Origin of the sequence: Bradyrhizobium sp. Leo170, assembly GCF_004296405.1 — a bacterium.
Classification (GTDB): Bacteria; Pseudomonadota; Alphaproteobacteria; order Rhizobiales; family Xanthobacteraceae; genus Bradyrhizobium.
The window spans coordinates 1-18,744 of the sequence record NZ_PSRR01000152.1 but is presented as its reverse complement, the minus strand read 5'-3'; the positions used below and the strand labels follow the sequence as shown (position 1 = coordinate 18,744).

Here is an 18,744-nt window from a genome sequence, read left to right as displayed (position 1 = left end):
GGTTACACTCAGCAATCTGGGCCAAGCACCGTGATGGAGCGCGCCTTCATCAGAGTCAAACTTTCGCCGCGAACAGGAGCGCCTGCCGAGATCATCGCTGCTGTTAGCAATGCCTGAGATATGGGCCGCCTCTAGGGTGGCCACGACCAGTTGAAACTGAGGTTAGTCGAGCAAGTGGCTTCGTCGTAAATCTCAAAGCGTTCGCGACCGTAGGTGATGGAGCCCCGCCGCAAGCCAGTGACGAATACCGGAAAAATATCAATAGGGGACCCCGATCGCCAACGACTGGTTACGAGTTGCGATGCGAGGCCGAGGTCTTCATCGACGTTGCGGTGTTGCGAAGCGCGCGGTTCCGCCCACAGATCAGCACCGAACTGAGCAGACTGCGTGCTCATCGTCTCACGCGTTAGCTCCGCCGCGATGCTTATCCAGTGCGGTATGTAGGCACCTGATCAGGTGCTGTCCTGCGAATGGCTTGGCCAGCAAGCAAATCGCTCCCGCGCTCAGCGCCCGGGCGCGAACGCGATCATCGGGAAAGGCAGTGATGAAAATGAATGGAGCATCGCAACCTTCGGCCCGCATATGTGTCAGCAGGTCCAAGCCGCTCATAGCGGACATCTGCACGTCCGCAATCACACACGATGTTTCATTCAGGTGTGGCGAGCGCAAGAACTCCTCAGCGGATGCAAATGTATGGACTATGTAGCCGCGGGATTTCAAAAGATTATTTATGGCAGCACGGACGGAGCCGTCGTCATCGACCACGGAAATGAGCGAAGGCGTGAACAAAACGACCCCTCCTAACGCAGAAAAGGCGATTGCCGAAGCATAGTCGGCTGGGTCAAGGGTGGGCTTGAGAGATGAAATTGTATAGTCATACTTAGGCTTGTTCCGGCCGGTTGGGACGAATTCCCAGGGGCTCAGCCATTCTGATTAAATCGGCCAGCGACCGTGCGCCCATTTTCTTCATTACCTGTCCGCGGTAGATCTTGATGGTAATTTCGGCCAGCCCGAGCTCTGCGGCTATCTGTTTGTTCATCAGCCCAGCAGTGACCAGTTTCATCACGGCCTGTTCGCGTGGGCTTAAGGCCTCAAACGAGGACTGCAGGTTGGCAACCGTCTTCTCAACCTCCCGCCTTTTGCGATCCCGTTCGGTCGCGGCGACCACGGCGTCAAGCAGCTCCTGATCGCGAAACGGCTTGGTGAGAAAATCGACCGCTCCGCCCTTCATGGCCTTGACGGTCATGGGAATGTCGCCATGACCAGTGATGAAAATGATCGGAATGCGAAGGTTCAACTTGGCGAGCTCAGTCTGCAGCTCGAGGCCACTCAATCCCGGTAGCCTGACGTCAAGGACCAGGCAGCTGGCAACATCCGGAAGCTTGGCTTGCAGCATTTCTCGCGCCGATCCGAACGCAACAACGTCCAAGCCTACCGATCGAAAAAGATTCGCGAGCGAACGACGCATCGAGACGTCGTCGTCGATCACGAAGACGATCGCTCTTCCGCTCGGCTTCTCCGCTTGCGCGCCTCCGCGCGGCGAGTCACAGCGCCCGGTCACGACACGACCTCTTCATGCAACGGCAGGACCAATTGAAACGTCGCGCCCGACTCCTGCTTGCAGGCAATCGACAGGCTCCCTCCGTGAGCCTCCACGATCGAACGGCAGATCGAAAGGCCCATTCCAAGGCCGGTTGATTTGGTGGTGAAAAAGGGGTTGAACACCTGGTCAGCGTGTTCCTCGGTGATCCCAACGCCGCAATCTGTCACGGCGAGGTGCACGCCTCCCAGATCGTGTTGGGATGACCGGATCACCAGTTCGCGCGGTCGGTCTCTGACTGTTTGCATGGCCTCAATCCCGTTCATCACCAGATTCATGATCACCTGTTGCAGTTGAACCCGGTCACCCAGGATCATGGGGAGGGCCGCCGCCAACTCGGTCCGCAACGACACCTGGTGGCTGACCAGCTCGCGAGTCACCAGCGCGACAACCTCCTTGACGATCTCATTGATATTGAGCGGCACCATCTCGATCTCGCTTTTCTTGGCTAGCGTGCGAATGCGGCGAATCACCTCGCTCGCCCGGATGGCGTCCTCGATGATCCATTCCACTGAGCAGCGCGCGGCGGAAAGATCAGGAGTTTCGCGATCAAGCCAACCCAGACAAGCCTCGCCATTGGCGACAATGGCGGCCAGCGGCTGGTTTATCTCGTGCGCAATGGAGGTGGTCATCTCGCCCAGCGTCGTTACGCGTGTCACGTGCGCGAGCTCCGCCTGCGCCTTCCGCAGTTCTCGTTCAGCCTGATCTGCGCGGATGGTTGCGGTGATGTCAGTGCTGACGCCGCGATAGCCGAGGAAATTGCCGTCAGCATCAAAGAATGGCTTGCCGCTGGTCCGGACGTAAATTGGAGATCCGGTCCGGGTGACGGTGCGATAGATGAAATCGCGAAATGGAAGTCGCGCGTCGACTGTCGCCTGATGCTGCCGCCACTTCTCAGATTCCGCTTCGACATCGCCCGCAATTTCGCAGCGAAGCAGCCCGACGACTCCCGTGGCCAAAATGCTTGCTGCGCTGGTGTGCCCCGAAAAGCGGGTGACCCGGTGGTCCGGCCCGGTCTCCCAGAGCCAGTCGGAGGCCGTTTCGGCGTAGTCGCGAAAGCGCTGCTCACTTTCGCGCAAGTCAGCAAGAGCCTTTTCCAGCCGTTCCCTAGCTGCGTATTGCTCGGTGACATCCATATGCGTTCCGATGAGCTCGCTGACGTTGCCATCGCTACCGACCACAGCGTGCGCAACGGAATGTATGCGCCTTATCGCGCCTTTTGGAAGAAGGATTCGGAAATCATATTCGAAGTGCCCTCCCTTGTCTTCGATAGCCTGGCGCGGCACTTCCCGAAGCTGCGGCAAGTCGTCTGGATGGATACGCGACCGGATGGTCTCTATCGATACAGTCTCTTCCGGATCGAAGCCAAACAGACGATCGACTTCGGCGGAGCGATACACAAATTCGAGACGGTGGACGTCCCAGGACCAGCTGCCCGTGTGACTGAGACGCTGTGCTTCGGCCAGATAGGCCTCGCTACGGCGAAGCTGTTGTTCCGCCTGCTTTGCAGCCGTAATGTCCGTCACTGCCCCGACAAACTCGATATCGCCAGATGCGGTTCTAATGGCTCGTGCCAGCGCGTGGAGGTGCTTCACCGAGCCGTCCGGCAACAGCAGTCGGTATTCGTGCTCGAAATCCTCTAGGTTTCGGAGCGCTCGATCAATGGTCTGTCGCACGGCAGCCCGATCTTCTGGATGGGCTCGATCAATGACGAGTTGCGGGTTCAGTTTTGTCGCCGGATCGTGTTGGAAAATGCGAAAGGTCTCCTTTGACCAGATGACCTCGCCGGTGGCGACGTTCCAGCCGAAGCTGCCGGTGCGGCTCAATTCCTGCGCCTGGGCCAAATGGGCTTCACTCCGCCGCAGGGCAGTTTCCGTCCGCTTTCGCTCGGTGATATCTTCGCAGGCGATGAGGATGATGAGCTGGTCGTCTGCCCAATGCATGGCTTTGGCGTTTTCCCGCACCCACAGCACCGCGCCATCCTTCCTGACCTTCTGGATGTCCCAAGTGTGGGATTGGCCGACGGTTTCAACGCACAGCCCAAGGCATTTGCGAACAAGGGTAAGATCTTCTTCCAGAAAGACCTTCAGAACGGAATGCCCGACGAGCTCCGAGGGCGAATAGCCGAGCTGTGTTGCGCCCAACGTGTTCACGTTCAGGACCGTTCCGGCGGCATCGACCATGAAGTACATGACCGGGTTATGCTCGAAGACTTCGCGCCACCATTTCTCTCGATCTCGCAACTCAACCTCGCTGCGCCGGAGCTTGGCTGCGGCCTCAAGCGTGGCCGCCCTTTCCCGGCGGACTTTTCGGATGAGGTGGGTTCCGACAAGCAAGGCAACAAAGAGAATCACAACCACCGGAAGATCTTGCGGAGCATCGAACGCAAGATTGGAAGTAGGGGGCGTAAAGAAGTAGGCCAAAACAGCGATGGACAAGATGGAAAGCATGGCAGATACAATGAGGCTGCCCATAGCGAAAACCGCAAGACCACTACCAATAAGAGAACGCCATCGCGGCGAAATGGGTATGAAAGTACAAGGAAGTTGTCACCAGCGCCAGGACAATGCCACCAAAAACACGCTGCGCGACTAAGCGTCCGAGCTTCGTGAGGGTCCGAACTTGGTAAGGGGTCCAAACTTGGTAAGGCGCCCGAACTTGGTAAATCAGCCTGGCCTAAATAAATAACCTATCCCAAGGATCTGGAAAACTATACTAACGTTTTGACTCGGCTTTGCTTCCGCTCGTCCTGAGGTCCGCCGCTGCCGGTTGCGCGATGAGACCGCATTTTAAGCTAATTGAGCGATAGATTTCGATGGTACGCCTAGCCACTTCCGCGCTTCCAGACTTTCCAGACTTTTATGACGCCGAAGAACGGTGTCCCTGAGAAGCTAGCCGATCGAGGCGGCCCATCAAACCCTTTTTAGAACCCATACGGCCAGTGCGCATAGGACCCCAACAGAGCGCAACGGCCAGGCCGGCAGTTCGACTGAAAGGGGGCCGTTAGGGCCGTGCCGAATGTTAGCGAGCATCCTAAGCCTCTGCCGCCGCATGGGCGCGAGCGTGCCCTTTCGCGTTGCGGCGTGGGATCCGCACGGTAGGTTCCCCAGCGCGTGGACTCAATTGATAGCCAGATTCGCCCGGCGGCGAGGGTGATGAAAGCAATTTCGGTGTAGCTCGTACCGCAAGCGCCTCTTTGCGCTGCAAGAACGGTCTCGGCCCTCAGCAACCAAGTTCTCGATCTTACCTTGATCCAGAGGTACGGACGTTGTGAGCGCGGCCACTTGGGGTGGGGCGGTGTCGCCCAGGTGCTCGGTAGTCGCCCCCAGGCAAGGAAAGCCGAGCTCGCATCGAGATGAAGTTGCCACGGGCAGTTTGGGGTTGAAGCCTTGAGGATGTGCGGTCCTGCCAAATGCGTCAGAGCGCGCCCAAGTCAACTACCAACTTCAGCAATTGATGGAATTGACTGACACATGGCAATCAGCCTCGACGGCCGCCACCGCAATGAACTGCGGATGCAATATGTGAAAAGCTTTGATGCGGTGCTGTGTCGGGAGTGCGCGTCAATGGCGATGGAGTGAAGCGTGGTGAAAGCAAACGCGACGACAAAGTACCTGCAAAGCCGACGCTTTCCGCTCCAGACGATGATCCCTATCTGTGGTTGGAACAGATCGAAGGCGCGCGGGCGCTGAAATTTGTTGAGCGGCAGAATGGCAAGACGCTGCAGGTGTTTGGCGAGCGGGATCGCGACGCGCTGACCTGGATTTACGATCGGATCGGCCGGACAATATTCCCTACGTCCGGCGGCGCGGCAGCTATCTCTACAATCTCTGGAAGGACGCCAACAATCCGCGCGGCCTCTTGCGACGAACCACTCTGGAAGAATTTCGCACGCCAAAGCCGTCATGGGAAGCTCTGCTCGAGATCGATCAGCTCGCGGTTAGCGAAGGCGAAGACCGGCTTCTGAGGGCAACGGTCTGGCCGCAGGGGAGTCATAGACGAACGATTTTGAGCCTATCGCGCGGCGGCAGTGATGCCGTCGCCCTGCGTGAGTTCGATACCGACACGTAGACGTTTGTCGGTGATAGCTTCGTCTTGCCGGAAGCCAAGAGCGCGGTTGAACGGCTCGATCCCGATACGCTGGTGCTGTCGAGCTCTCATAGGCAGGGCATGGCGACGACCTCCGGCTATGCGCGTACAGTGAGGATATGGCGGCGCGGTACGCAGGCGGATCAAGCGCAAGTGATCTTTGAGGTCGTAGCTGATCATGTTGAAGCCGGCTGCAATGTCGAGCGCACCGTCGTGCCGCCACGGCTGTGGTTCGTCGATCAGGTGGACGCCTTCAATTCTGCCACCCATCGCGACTGGCTCGCCATCAGACCGCGCGAGCCCTGATCTGTGGCAGGGCAGACCTATGCCGCGGATACGGTGCTCGTCATCTCTTTGGCCGCTTTCCTTCAAGGCAACCGTCAGTTCGAGGTTCTTTTCGAACCAAGCCCACGCCGGGCGCTGCAGGGGCTCTTTTGGAGTGCCGGTAGGCTTGTGCTTTCCATCCTCAACGAACTGCGGCCGTTCTTCGAGATCTGCTCGCCATCCGATAAAGGGTGGAGCCGCGCGCGACTGCGCGGGATTCCCGACATAGGGATAGTCCAGGTCTGGCCTCTTGATAGCGACCCATCCGAACGCAATGGCGACCTGCTCGTCGATAGCCAGGATCCGCTCACGCCAGCTTCGCTTATGCTGATCGAGAATAATGTCGGCAGTCCGACCGTGCTCAAGCAGGCGCCGAAGACCTTCACCGTGGATGGGCTGGTGGTCACCCAACATGAGGCCATTTCGATTGATGGCGAGCACATCCCCTACGTACGGACCGGTCCGGCCGGCGAGACGGGCGATGCGCCCGTCCATATGAGCGGCTACGGCGGCTTTGGAATCTCGATGAGGCCGTCCTACAATTCAGCGCTTGGCAAGCTTTGGCTCGAGCGCGGCGGCACCACGGTCCAGGCGCATCTACGCGGCCGTGGCGAGTTCGGCACGCGCTGGCACGATGCCGGCCGTCTCAGTGGCAAGAAATTGTCGCACGACGACTTCGCTGCCGTTGCCGCCGATCTCGTGCGTCGTGGCGTCACGGAGCCGAAGCGGATCGCAGCCCAGGGCGGATCGAACAGCGGCATCCTCATCACCAATATGCTGACGCGCTATCCGGAACGCTTCGGCGCGCTGGTCTACACGATCCCGCTGATCGACATGCGCCGCTACACCAAGCTTCTGGCAGGGGCAAGCTGGATTGCGATATGGGGACCCCGATAAGCTCGACCACTGGGAGTGGCTCAAGACCTATTCCGCGTATCATGCCGCCAAACGCGGCCAAACATACCCGCCGATCCTGATCGCCACCGCGGGCGGGACGATCGTGTTCATCCCGGACACGCGCGCAAGATGGCCGCGAAGCTCCAGGCGATGGGCTACGAGGCCTATTTCTACGAGCCTGCGGCGGGCGGTCATGGTTACGGTCGGGACAATAGGGAGCGGGCCGGGTTCGAGATTGCTGGGCTTTCGATTCCTGAAGAGCAAGATCGGCTGGCTTGACGGCGAGGCTTAGGCGGACCGGCGCTTGTGATCACACAAGCTCCAGCGTGATGGTTGCATGACATTTCAGCGGTAGGGGATTGGAAAGAAGCTTGGTTTGACCAGCCCTTTATGAGCCCTACGCCATCCAGCGGCATGGGGGGCAGCTTTTCCATTTCTAGCGTTTCAACGTTCGCGTGCAGAATACGATTGCGCAGCCGCCAATTTCGGGGCCGCAACCTCAACAACGATCATGGCGAGCTGGCTTGCCTGAGCTAGGCGCCGGTTCGCCCCACACGAAGGAGAAACGAGATGAATCAGCGGGATGTGGCCGAAGTCAACCTTCACGACCTACAGGTCTCAGATCCGCTGATTGGGAAATGCCAGCACTTGGTGAGGGAAGTGGCGATTCCCTACCAATGGAACGCGCTCAACGACCGCAATCCGCAAGCGACACCGAGCCACGCGGTAGAAAACTTCCGTATTGCCGCCGGACGTGCGAAGGGGGAGTTCTACGGCACGGTTTTTCAGGACAGTGATGTCGCAAAATGGCTAGAGGCGGCTGCTTGGTCGCTGTGCCAGACACCCAATCCGGACCTGGACAAAGCCGCCGATGAGCTGATTGAATTGATTGCGGCCGCCCAATGCGGCGACGACTATCTCAACACCTATTTCATGCTAAAGGCGCCTCAGGAGCGCTGGAGCAACCGAGCCGAATGCCATGAGCTTTACTGTGCCGGCCACTTGATTGAAGCGGGCATCGCTTTCTTTCTGGCTACTGGCAAACGACGCCTGCTGGACGTCGTTTGCAGACTTGCTGACCACCTCGCCACAGTTTTCGGCCCGGAGCGCGATCAGCTACACGGCTATGATGGCCATCCAGAAATTGAACTTGCATTGACGCGCCTCTACGAAGTGACGCAGGAGCAGCGATATCTGACGCTAGCCAATTATTTCGTGGAGCAACGGGGCACCGAGCCGCACTTCTATGACATTGAACACGAGAAACGCCGGCAATCCTGCGACGTCAAATCACATGGCATGCCCTGGACGGTGAAAAATAAGGCCTATAGCCAGGCGCGCACCTGCCAATTTCGGAACAGCGGACTGCAACCGGGCATGCGGTGCGTTTTGTATACCTCATGACTGCGGTCGCTCATCTCGCGCGTCTGCGTCAGAACGAGCAGCAACGCCAGGCTTGCCTGCGGCTATGGCAAAACATAGTGCAGCGCCAGATCTATATCACTGGGGGTATCGGCTCGCAAAGCTTCGGCGAAGCGTTCAGCAGCGATTACGATCTGCCGAACGTATCGCGTACGCGGAAAGTTGCGCGTCGATTGGGCTGATGATGTTGGCGCGCCGTATGCTGGAGATGGAAGTGGACAGTCGCTATGCCGACGTGATGGAGCGCGCGCTCTATAATACGGTTCTGGGCAGTATCGCTTTCGATGGGCGTCACTATTTCTATGTTAACCCGCTCGAAGTTCATCCCAAAACGCTGCGGTCCAATGGCATCTACAATCATGTCAGGCCGGTGCGGCAACGCTGGTTTGGCTGCGCGTGCTGTCCGCCGAACATCGCACGCCTTTTCACATCGATTGGTCATTACATCTATACGCCATGCTCCGACGCGCTCTACATCAATCTCTACATTGGCAATAGCGTGGCATTATCGGTTGGCGGGCATACGCCTGCGGTTGCTCATGAGCGGCAACTATCCTTGGAGGGACGAGGTGGAAATCGCCGTGGAATCTGCACAGCCGATCGCCCACACGCTCGCCCTGCGCCTGCCGGAATGGTGCAGCGCGCCGGCGGTGAGCCTGAACGGCGAACCTGTCCATTGCGAGTCGCGTAAGGGCTATTTGCACATTCACCGCACGTGGCGGCAGGGAGATCGCGTCAAACTATCGCTGCCGATGCAAGTACGCCGCGTATACGGTCATCCGCAACTTCGCAATTTGGCCGGCAAGGTGGCTATCCAGCGCGGCCCTTTGATGTATTGTGTGGAAGAAGCCGACAACGGGCCCGAGTTACACAACCTTTGGCTTCCTGCAGAAAGCCGGTTTTCGCTTGTCGAAGGTACTGGTCTCTTCGACAAGATTTTGCTGCAGGCTGATGGGTCCCGGTTGCAACACACGCATTCTGAAGAAACGGCACTTTGTCAGTACGACAAAGTGCCTGGACAGCTACAACCGCAGCGGCTGACATTCATTCCATGGTTCAGCTGGGCTAACCGCGGCGAAGGCGAAATGCGGATTTGGATTAAGGAGCGCTGACGCCGATGGCTGAGTGGCGCGTCCGTGAAGTTAATGCGTCGCCCGTGAAGTGCCCTTTAGGCCTTGATCGCGGATTCAATTTCCTAGCAACAACGGTTTTGAGATTGCAAGCTTTTGCGGCTTGAGGCCTCGGAAGCTTGCAAATTTGATCTTGAAGATAGAACCAAGCCGCTGGCGCGCATTGAATTTTTGCTGGAGTGGGAGTGGTGCTAACAACCAACAATCTTCTTGCCATCGGCAGGCGGCGCTTGGAATGAATAGAACCGTGCAGTCGGATGAACAATGAGAACCACCAACGACATCGCTTCATCCAAGGGACGTGCCGCGGCGCCGCTCTGCAATTCCCTCGTTGAAGGCCGTTACCGGGCTTCTCGCGCCAGGGTTGTCACGGATGGCCTTTCCGCCACGCCTAACCCATTGACAGCACATACCCTCGACAACCTACCCCAACTAGCAACATCCCTGCCGCGTCGCGCCGTTGTGCATGCGTTTGAGCCTGGCGATCGTCTAAGATCATCGGTTTTCAATTTCGCCGGCTCGGGCGTGGCAGCGGCTCGTTCAATCCGGCTTCTATGAGCACGCGCCACCGCGCCCGGCTCCCGCCTGCCACGCGACCTCACAGAACCCTCAAGATCCCGAATCGATTTTTCGACGATTGAGAGGAAGTCGGCTTTTGGAGGGCCGACCATGGGGAACGCGACGCCGGATTGCGAAGACGAGCTCGAGCCTTGGCTGAAGCCATTCCTGGATCGCTTGGGTCATAAGGCGCGGCGACAGATGTGTCCGCGTTACATTGCCGGGTTGATCGGCCCTGGTGAGCGCAAAAACATTCAACCGATGGCGTAACGCTCTGCAGCGCGCGAATACGATCAGCTGCACCATTTCATCGCTGATGGCGTCTGGGATGCGAAGCCGTTAGAGACAGAGCTGCTCAATCAGGCCGACCGGCTCGTCGGCGGCGATGATGCGGTGCCGGTTATCGACGACACCGCGCTGACGAAGAGGGGCGAACACTCGGTCAGTGTCGCGGCTCAATATGCCTCGGGCGTTGGCAAAATGGCAATTGCCCAACGTTGGCGTCGCTGACGCTTGTGCGCGGTGAAGTACCAGCGATGATCGCATTGCGTCTCTTCCTACCCGAGAGTTGGACCAGCGATACCGCAAGTTTGAAGCGCGGCGGCGTACCAGTCGAATACCGAACCCCACGATCCAAGCTTTTGGCCGAGATTGATCGCGCGATGGTAGCCGGCGTGCGGTTCGGTTCCGCTGGCCGATACAGGATACAGCCTCAGTGCGCCGTTTCGGCAAGGGGGCACGACGCGGGCTGGCCTGGGCCGATGGCATCCCTCGTCACCTGAAGGTGGACCCGGTCGGCGTCAAGCTGATCTGGCCGCTCGCAATGCGAGGGCGTCCCCGCAAGCGGTCCATTCCGGACATCCTGTCGCGCCCGCCGAAGACATGCTCGCGTGATCAAGCCCGAGCTCCTCTTTCAACTGCTGATGCGCCTGGATCGGACGCGCACGCGTTCGGCACGCTCGACTTCCAGATAACTGAAAGCAGGCGCGCCACCCCGGCCGATTCGACCACAGGCGATAGCTCGTCAGGACTGCGAAGATTGATGGCTGGAATCCGAGGGGCAAAGAGTTCGAGAGTCCGCCATCATCTCGGGCGTATCGGAGCTGACCCTTGCTTTCTTGATGCGCGGACCATCTTGCGGTGCGTCAGCCGTGTTCGGATTATCTACGATGGCTGTCCGATAGTCAGCTAGATTGCCGCCCAGAAACAAGACCTCGGTCTCCTCGGTCGGTATTCCCCTCACCCAATCTCGCAGCTCCTCATCTCCGGGAGCATGCCCACGCTCTAAAATATCGTTGATTTTTTTGATCGGCCAAGCGGTGACGCTTGGTACCGTGTAGGTGTGCAGCTTCTTAGCATTCTTTGCAATCGCCTTCGCGCCATTCTCACTGTCGTCCTTTGAAAGGAGCAGTCGTGAGGGGTCCTGGCACAATGACACAAAAGCACTCTCTCTAAGGCCTTTGGTATGCCATGCAGCGAGGCGCGCCATATCAATTTCGTCCTCTCTTTCGTCGTCCGAGCAGATAGCAGCCTTTGAAACATGCGGGGTCGCGTGAGCACGCAAATCCGCTAAGGAACGCACATGCGCGATGGCACTCACCTCCTCCTCTAGGAGGGGCTCGCAATCGATGTCCTCGTTCTGAAAACGGTGCAGCGGCAGATACGATGATGCCACCACGTCGTCGAAGATGCGGTCGCCGTCAACACTGCCGGCACAAGATCCGGTGGTTCGTGGCCACTGTACTGCTCGCTGCGCAGCGAGTTTGATCTCGTTCTTTAGCGCCTTAACGTTCGCTCCGGTTAGCGATCCGGCAAGTTCGGCGCGCCCCCTGACAAAGGAAGCGGCCGGGCACCGCTCGCTTTCCTGGATAGCGCACGCTCTCAGAGTGCCTTTCGTCATGGTCGAGGGTGATCCAATCCCGGAATCCATCAAAGCGACAGCTGAATCCGATGTTCGGTGGATTGGCCGCAACTCACTCAGCTGCTGCTCAAAGTTCGCTTGATCCGGGGACGGGTGTGCTGGTGAGCTGGTTTGTGCGCTCAGGTCGCCCGGCTGTTGCTGCGCCCGCTGCCGCTGCCGCAGGAGATCGTCAGCTTCAATGGAGTCTTTTGCGGTGTTGGGTGGATCGATATTCATCTGTTCCCCTCCAGCATGGGTCATTTCAGGCTTTCGAGAAGCTGACGAGTCAGGAAGGAATGCGACCGACGCCCAACTTTTCGGGCGCTTCCCCGCTCGGCTGCCGTCGCTGCGGAGGAGATCCGTGCGCCGGATCCCTTGGTCGCTCTCCTCTGACGAAGCGTGCGGCAATTCCTCGAGCAGCTGCTCAAAGCTCGCTTGCGAGCTCGCGTCGTCCGACTCTTGACCCGGCGGAATCTCGGCATTCTGCGGAGCCGATCCTGATAGTGATGGGTTCACCTGCCGAGGATTGAAGTGCGAGCCGTCCATACCGTTCTCCATTCGAAATCAAGCTGCAGATCTATGCAGCCCAGCTCAGATCTGGCGCAAGCAGCACAGAGGCCCGCAAGTTTGAGACACGAATCATGTGAACCTCGGAAAGAGCAACTTGCGCCCTAGTAAACAGGCGACAATCGCGTCCCGATCTCCGGGCTCAATGTAGGAGATCTAGCTTTCGGCAAGCTGACGAAACCATGCACCCTAAAGGCCCGTTCTTGGGGGCCGTCGCTACGGTGACGCTCCTGCGGCTGCTTCTTTTTTCCAGGTGTCGCTTTCGCGAGAGATTCGGTCTGCGCGGCGGTTTCTGATCCAGCGGGTTTGCGCCGGGCCGCCATAATCCTATCGCTGCTCGAATCCAGCCAATGTAAGCCGCCTACAGTGAGGGGGTGGGCGGCTTCGTCGTGAGGTTGATAGCTTGCGACAGAGGCTCGCGGCGCCCGTCGCGGAGACCGTCGAAGTTACCTCCGTGGCGGCGACAAGCGAGACATACGTCCCGCCTAGAGCGGGGACGTCATGTTCTTTGCGGTTTGCTATCGAGCTCTGAACATGACCGAAATCGAGATTAGGAAGAATCGGCGGAACGCGGCCAGAGCTATTGACCTTCAGCAGCTTCGACTGGCCGTTGCTGCTTGCGACTACGGAAGCTTTGGACGCGCCGCCGAAGTGCTTTCGATCAAGCACACGGTGCTGAGCCGTTCCGTCGGTCAGCTTGAGCATCTGGTTGGGACTTCGCTGTTCGACCGCTCGAGCGGGGGGATCAAGCCCACTCTCGCTGGCCGAGCAGTTCTGCGAATTGCCCGTTTGATTTTGGAACAAGTCGATGCGCTCGTGACACGGGAGTATCCAATGGACGCGGCGAATCCGGTCTCCTTACCATTGGCTTCTGCACATCCATTTCGACCGGGAATTTGCGGGCGACGATAGGTGAGCTCAAGAAGCTGCTACCACGGCTCGAATTGGCAACGATGGAACGCTCTCGCTTCGGTCTGATGACTGCCCTCCGTAACGGAACGGTCGACGTTGTCGTTAGCCCTGGACGTCTACCTTCAAAAGACACCAGATCACTACTGCTCTGGAGCGAACGCATTCTGATCTCGCTGCCGCAGGATCACTGCCTGGCGGCACGCGAGATCATCTATTGGACCGATTTGCGTAAACGAAAAGATCCTTCTAAGTGAGTATGATCCCGGACGAGAGCTCGAGGATCTCTTGATTTCGAAGCTCGTTCTAGCCGAAGATGTCCGCAAGCTCTTGCCGGTTGACGACCTTGCCCATTATTCGTCGATCTCGACGCCCATAGCGGTCAGTTCGGTGTCGATGGCCGCGATGCGCCGATTAAGCTCGGCGACAACGGCGGCCTTGACCGCTGCGACCATCTCGGCGTCCTGATACGTGCCCCTGATCGTCACGCCGAGACCATCGCCGTGATCTGCAATGCGGCGCGCTCCGCACAGCTCGTCGCGTCGCTTCAGAAGGCGCTCGAAGTCGCATGCCTGGGACAGCTTCATGCGAGCCCCCGATCCGCCCGAGCAGCGAGATCAGCGACGACGATGTCCATCTGGCGGAAGGTGGACGCCATGTCGCCTTGGTAGTTGAGGACCGACCGATGCGCCTTGACTTCAAGCTCGGCCTTCTCGGTGAAATGATCCTGCGGGATAAGGCCGGGGCGGACGATCTCGATGACCCATCCACCCATGCGGTCGATGGCTTCGCCCTCATTGGCGTGCCTCACATCCTCGAAGACGACGCGCTTCGGGGTCTCGATGTAGAGTTTGTCGGTCTCGGTGCCGATCCAGAAGTCCGAACCCATATGGTCGCGGCCCCAAAGACCACCGAGCCCTTCCATCGCGTGTCGGGGCGACCGGCCACCCAGCCAGGGCGTCGGCTTCTCTTTCAGATCGCCCTCGATCATGCGCTCGATGGTGGCTTCGTCGCAGTGCCGATACTCGAGTGTTCGCGAACCTCTTGCTCGCCTCGGCCAATATTTCCTCATCATGATAGCGACCGGAAATGTGTGTCAGAATGAGCAGCCTGACGCCCGTCGTTGCCGCGAGCGTGGCGGCTTCGGCCGCGGTAAGATGCCCGTAATCGCGGGCGATGGACGCATCGCGTTGGAGAAAAGTCGCCTCGATCACCAGCACGTCGGCATCGCCAACGTGCTCAGCCAGGCCATCGACAGTCTCGGTATCGCCAACGATGACAAGCTTCTTGCGTCCCTCCGGCGGCCCGAGGACGTCTTCGGGATCGATCGTCTTGCCATCCGCGAGTGTAACGGGCCTTCCTTCCGCCAGCTCCTTGCGCACGGGACCGTCCGGCACCCCGAGGGCCGAAAGGCGGTCTGGCCGAAGATGGCGACGGACCTTACTTTCGAAGGAAAACCCGAAGTTGTCTGTGTCGCGGTGGGGGATCGGAAAGCACCCGATCGTGAAGGCGCCGGCGTCGAGAACCTGGCCGGTCGCCAGCGGAACGAGATCTAGCGGAACGGGCGCACGCCCTTCTCCCCACAAGCCCGCGAGCATCTGGACGACGACGTCGAGGGTAGCGAAGGTAGGCGCGCAGCATGTCCTTCAGCGCGCCAGCGAACCGGCCGCGCACAAACCCGTGGCGCTCGATGAGATGGCGGGCCACGGTGGTCTTGCCGGACCCGATAAAGCCCTTAAGGCCGATAACGATCATGAAAGGAAGGCTCCGATTGGATCTATACGGTCTCAATCGGTATTGTTTCTTTCGAGCGCGTTTCGGTATCCCCTCAGTCCGCCGGACGACGCCGGACCAAAATATCAATTTCGCCCGTCAAAAATCGCCAGTTCGATGTTTTCCGGGTCCGCCTGGGGCCCCCATCCTGCAACCGACCCGAGAACAGAAAGCGCCTTTTGAAATTTTGTATCTAGCGATATCGGGCGGTCGCGCGTCACCCGCATGGGGAAGGGCCCTGGCAGGACCCAAAGTGTTACAACTCTGCGAGATGCTCGAAGCCGGCAAGAGGTGCGAAGAGCTAGATCATGGATGCTGATCCCGAGCGATGTCGGTTCCGAGGTTGGCGGGTGCGAACGCTGCGTGACCATGGCCACGTCAGGTTCTCGACAGCTTCCCACAGTAGGAGACCTGCTCAGGTAATCTTGAACGTGAGGCTAACGTGGACCCGCAAGACTTTGATCCATTTAATGTGGCAGCTTCGTCGCAGGTGCAGCACGCCGCTTCGGAAGAGCCGCAGACGGGCCAGGCCCGCCAATTTGAGCAGCACTTGGCCCAGGCAAGCCAGGCCGCTCCCGTTGCCAGCAGGCCCTCCAGCTATCCACATCTGTCTACAAAAGACCGGAACTTTATCGATAGCGTGATCACTCAATATGCGGCTCAGAAAAAGCCAAAACCTGAAACGGTTAGAGGCTATACTCAGGCACTTCGTCGACTTGGGAATGATCTCCGCGCTCGCGGCCAGACGACCGATCTAGCAAACCACAAGTCCCTGCTCGAGCACGCAACTACTTTCTTTCCGAAAGACAACAAAATGAAGAAAGCGGTGGCCGTCCTTCGTGCGTATCATGGCACCAGTCATTTAGTTTCTCGCGAGGAACCGCGCGCGCTCTCCTCAGGGAAAGACGCATCTAACGATGTCCAACAATCCCTTGGCGAAAGGACGGATGCACGCGCCAGGAGCAATCTCCTGCCAAGCGAAGGGGTCCTTATCAATCATGAGCATGACGCGGCTCAATCGAGAGCAGCGAAGAGACAGAGGGCGCTGCCCGATCTTGAAGAGGTTGTGATATACCGACAGTCAAGCGCGAACGCCGCTTCAGCAGAAAGTAGCGGTGCACCGCGGGTTGCAGCAACAGGCGTCATAGTCCGAGGGCATCCGGATAAGCGGCCTCTTTATTCCGAGGATGCTGCTGTCGTCCTGAAGCTTGAGCACGCCCTCATAGAGGGCGGCATGAGCAGCCAAGGGGCGCATGAGCATGGAAGCCGCCTCATTAACTATAGCCGTTGGCTGTTCAAAGATAACCGACCGGGCATTGTTGCTCGGCTGGACAGCAAGTCGCTGATCGACGATGGTGCCATACACAAATACCCCGGAGGGAATACTGCGAAACTCCTTAGATCCTTAGAGTATTTCCGCACCTTGCGGGCGACGGGAGTGGTCGTGCCCAAGAAACCCGGCGGCCCTCGCGCTGAGCTTAATCCTTCCCCCCAGAACGTCGCCCTCATCAATCCCGAAACCGCGGCGCTGATGGAACCGCGGCGCATCGACGACGCCGCTGCGCAGCACAGCGTGCCGCACCAAGCGGGTACTCGGCTAGAGGAGCTTCAGGAAGAACAGGACGGTCACCCCGCCGTATCGGCTTTCATGCAGGCGCAAGCCGCATTCCGTTTAGAGCAGCTCCCGCAGGGAGAGCTTCAGCGACTGGAAAAACAATTGCATGACGAGCGTCACGGACTAGGAGACAATCATTCTGCTCTGTCGTTTTCCATCGATTCGGAAGACCTTACTTTGGATCCCGAGCTGTTCTCTCTAGAGGACCTTCTGCGACCGCTTGATGACGAGCCAGCAGAGGAGCTTCAGGAAAGGCGAGATGAACACTCCGCCCCGTCGGCTTTCATTCAAGCGCAAGCCGCATTCCATTCAGAGCAGCTCCCTCAGGGAGAGCTTCGGCGAGTGCTGGATCATCTGGATGATGAAGCCATGCCGTCAGCAGTCTCCGACCCTTCAGAGGAGCTTCAGCGACTGGAAAAAGAGTTGCATGACGAGCTTCACGGACTAGGAGACAATCATCCTGCTCTGTCGTTCTCCATCGATCCGGAAGAGTTTACTTTTGATCCCGAGCAGTTCTCTCCAGGGGAGCTTCGGCGACTGCTTGATGCCGAATCCGCAGAGGAGCTTCACGAAAGGCGAGATGATCACCCCGCCCCGTCGGCTTTCATTCAGGCGCAAGCCGCATTCCATTCAGAGCAGCTCCCTCAGGGAGAGCTTCGGCGAGTGCTGGATCATCTGGATGATGAAGCCATGCCGTCAGCAGTCTCCGACCCTTCAGAGGAGCTTCAGCGACTGGAAAAACAGTTGCATGACGAGCTTCACGGGCGACGGGACAATCATGCACTCGATGCGCCATCCACGCATGTAGCGAATGATCGGCGCGACACTGCCTGACACGATCCCGTCGATGACGTCCGCCCCAGCACAGTAATGCGGCGCGCTGATCCTTAGCAGGCCCGAGGTCTTGGTCGAAGGGGCTGACATCGCTGGTATGGCCGTAGTCCGAGTTGTTTGCATTTTCTGCAAAGAGTTATCTTGGTCGCTGTGCAGTTCATCGGCCAGAGCCATGGGGACCGTCGGGCTCAAGATGCCGAGATCGCGAGCGCGAGTAGAACCGTGCGTCGTCTATTACGAGGGGGAGTCATTTCGCTCATGAACCTTCCCGACCAAAGGGGCGGTGGAGTCGATTCGCTCATGGACCCTCTATCGCGTCGCTGCAGACCACCGCGCGATAGAAGTGCTGCGGGAAGCGCGCCTGGACGACGCCCGACACGGTCCCGAGAAAATCCCAATGCTCATTGATCGTCGCACTGCCCTGAAGCACCGCGAGCGTTTGCAGCGGCAGCCGCTTCTTCGTGCGACGACGCACGATCAGCACCTTGCCGTTGCTCACGATCTGGAACGGCTTCCGCTTCTGACCGTCCATGCGCTTCAACTGGCGGCGCACAACGGTATGCACCGGCGCACTGCCAATCGATCCGTAGGGCTTGATCAGAAGCGAGACGGCCACGGCTATCTCGCTTCGCGCGGACCGACAGAGCGTTGTCGGGATACTTCTCCTTGCCCGCACCGATGACGTGGCGCTCCATGTACTTGTCGATGCTGCCCACCGTCGCCATGAGCGTGCTGCCGTTGGCAGGGCGGATGCGGATGCCGCCGACAACCCATGGCCGCCCGGCATCGTGCATCGAATGACTCGCCTTGCGCTCGTGCGCATCCGTTTCAAGTTGACTGTCCATGCCCGCAAAGAACGCGTGCTATTGGCGGAGGAAGAGGAATAGCGCGGCGTTGCCTATCTGGTAGTCCGCAATGCGCTTCTCCCTAATCCTATCCACCAGCTCATTGGCCGCCGCGAAATATTCTTCGGCAAGGGAAGCAGTGTTGGCCTGCATCATGCCGCCGATGGCAAATCCGTGCGGCCCAGACCATTCATCCTCACGCGCGTGATCCCCGGTTAGCTCCTCGAAGTGTCATTCGGCGCGCTGTTTGACCCCTTATCGGCGCCGAAGGTTGACCCCGC

Annotated in this window: 12 protein-coding genes and 5 pseudogenes; 8 read left to right on the top strand and 9 right to left on the bottom strand. The window is 58.8% G+C overall.

Annotated elements, in window-relative coordinates; all coding sequences use genetic code 11:
* Positions 1–399 precede the first annotated feature (399 nt).
* The 3 genes and pseudogenes from CWO89_RS23745 to CWO89_RS23735 form a co-directional block, all read right to left on the bottom strand.
* Entirely contained in the window at positions 400–789 is a 390-nt protein-coding gene (locus CWO89_RS23745) for a response regulator transcription factor (protein ID WP_028168832.1), read from the bottom strand.
* A gap of 91 nt (positions 790–880) precedes the next feature.
* A complete protein-coding gene (locus tag CWO89_RS23740; RefSeq protein ID WP_028168833.1) occupies positions 881–1,561 on the bottom strand; it encodes a response regulator transcription factor in 681 nt (226 codons plus the stop codon).
* A pseudogene (locus CWO89_RS23735) lies at positions 1,558–4,168 on the bottom strand (PAS domain S-box protein). Before CWO89_RS23735 ends, CWO89_RS23740 begins: the two are co-directional and overlap by 4 nt.
* Before the next feature lie 1,009 nt (positions 4,169–5,177).
* Between CWO89_RS23735 and CWO89_RS23730 the strand changes: the two are divergent.
* The 5 genes and pseudogenes from CWO89_RS23730 to CWO89_RS23720 all read left to right on the top strand — a co-directional run.
* Positions 5,178–7,202, top strand: a pseudogene (locus CWO89_RS23730) (prolyl oligopeptidase family serine peptidase).
* A gap of 278 nt (positions 7,203–7,480) precedes the next feature.
* Entirely contained in the window at positions 7,481–8,314 is an 834-nt protein-coding gene (locus tag CWO89_RS47070) for a beta-L-arabinofuranosidase domain-containing protein (RefSeq protein ID WP_207234554.1), read from the top strand.
* Positions 8,311–8,711, top strand: a pseudogene (locus CWO89_RS49615) (beta-L-arabinofuranosidase domain-containing protein); the annotation flags it as partial. The gene CWO89_RS47070 and the pseudogene CWO89_RS49615, both read left to right, overlap by 4 nt.
* The gene (locus CWO89_RS47060) at positions 8,617–9,444 is read left to right on the top strand and encodes a glycoside hydrolase family 127 protein (protein WP_349644899.1); all 828 of its coding nucleotides are present in this window, start codon (positions 8,617–8,619) and stop codon (positions 9,442–9,444) included. The pseudogene CWO89_RS49615 and the gene CWO89_RS47060, both read left to right, overlap by 95 nt.
* Positions 9,445–10,131: 687 nt before the next feature.
* Positions 10,132–10,911: pseudogene (locus CWO89_RS23720) on the top strand (IS701 family transposase); the annotation flags it as partial.
* Positions 10,912–11,044: 133 nt separating this feature from the next.
* Here the strand turns inward: CWO89_RS23720 and CWO89_RS47055 are convergent.
* A complete protein-coding gene (locus tag CWO89_RS47055) occupies positions 11,045–12,466 on the bottom strand; it encodes a hypothetical protein (RefSeq protein WP_207231137.1) in 1,422 nt (473 codons plus the stop codon).
* A gap of 555 nt (positions 12,467–13,021) precedes the next feature.
* Between CWO89_RS47055 and CWO89_RS48045 the strand changes: the two genes are divergently transcribed.
* Both CWO89_RS48045 and CWO89_RS48040 read left to right on the top strand, forming a co-directional pair.
* Positions 13,022–13,399: a LysR family transcriptional regulator gene (locus CWO89_RS48045; RefSeq protein ID WP_245476477.1), complete on the top strand. Its 378-nt coding sequence runs from the start codon at positions 13,022–13,024 to the stop codon at positions 13,397–13,399.
* Positions 13,384–13,653 (top strand): LysR family transcriptional regulator substrate-binding protein, encoded by a 270-nt coding sequence (locus CWO89_RS48040; RefSeq protein ID WP_245476472.1) that lies wholly within the window; start codon positions 13,384–13,386, stop codon positions 13,651–13,653. Before CWO89_RS48045 ends, CWO89_RS48040 begins: the two co-directional genes overlap by 16 nt.
* A gap of 96 nt (positions 13,654–13,749) precedes the next feature.
* Here CWO89_RS48040 and CWO89_RS46060 read toward each other — a convergent pair whose 3' ends face one another.
* From CWO89_RS46060 to CWO89_RS23700, 3 genes and pseudogenes are all read right to left on the bottom strand, one after another.
* Positions 13,750–13,983, bottom strand: a complete 234-nt coding sequence (locus CWO89_RS46060) for a hypothetical protein (protein WP_035692697.1) — start codon at positions 13,981–13,983, stop codon at positions 13,750–13,752.
* Positions 13,980–14,387: a hypothetical protein gene (locus CWO89_RS48035; protein WP_051397283.1), complete on the bottom strand. Its 408-nt coding sequence runs from the start codon at positions 14,385–14,387 to the stop codon at positions 13,980–13,982. Before CWO89_RS48035 ends, CWO89_RS46060 begins: the two co-directional genes overlap by 4 nt.
* Before the next feature lie 25 nt (positions 14,388–14,412).
* Positions 14,413–15,015: pseudogene (locus CWO89_RS23700) on the bottom strand (MBL fold metallo-hydrolase); the annotation flags it as partial.
* Positions 15,016–15,611: 596 nt separating this feature from the next.
* Here CWO89_RS23700 and CWO89_RS23685 point away from each other — a divergent pair.
* Positions 15,612–17,618: a hypothetical protein gene (locus CWO89_RS23685; protein WP_165421299.1), complete on the top strand. Its 2,007-nt coding sequence runs from the start codon at positions 15,612–15,614 to the stop codon at positions 17,616–17,618.
* A gap of 298 nt (positions 17,619–17,916) precedes the next feature.
* On the opposite strand, the gene CWO89_RS23680 is transcribed toward CWO89_RS23685, so the two are convergent.
* Both CWO89_RS23680 and CWO89_RS48030 read right to left on the bottom strand, forming a co-directional pair.
* Positions 17,917–18,234 (bottom strand): hypothetical protein, encoded by a 318-nt coding sequence (locus tag CWO89_RS23680; RefSeq protein ID WP_207231136.1) that lies wholly within the window; start codon positions 18,232–18,234, stop codon positions 17,917–17,919.
* 247 nt (positions 18,235–18,481) lie between these two features.
* Positions 18,482–18,619 carry a hypothetical protein gene (locus tag CWO89_RS48030; RefSeq protein ID WP_245287665.1) on the bottom strand — a complete coding sequence of 46 codons (138 nt, stop codon included), beginning with the start codon at positions 18,617–18,619 and terminating at the stop codon, positions 18,482–18,484.
* Positions 18,620–18,744: the final 125 nt, after the last annotated feature.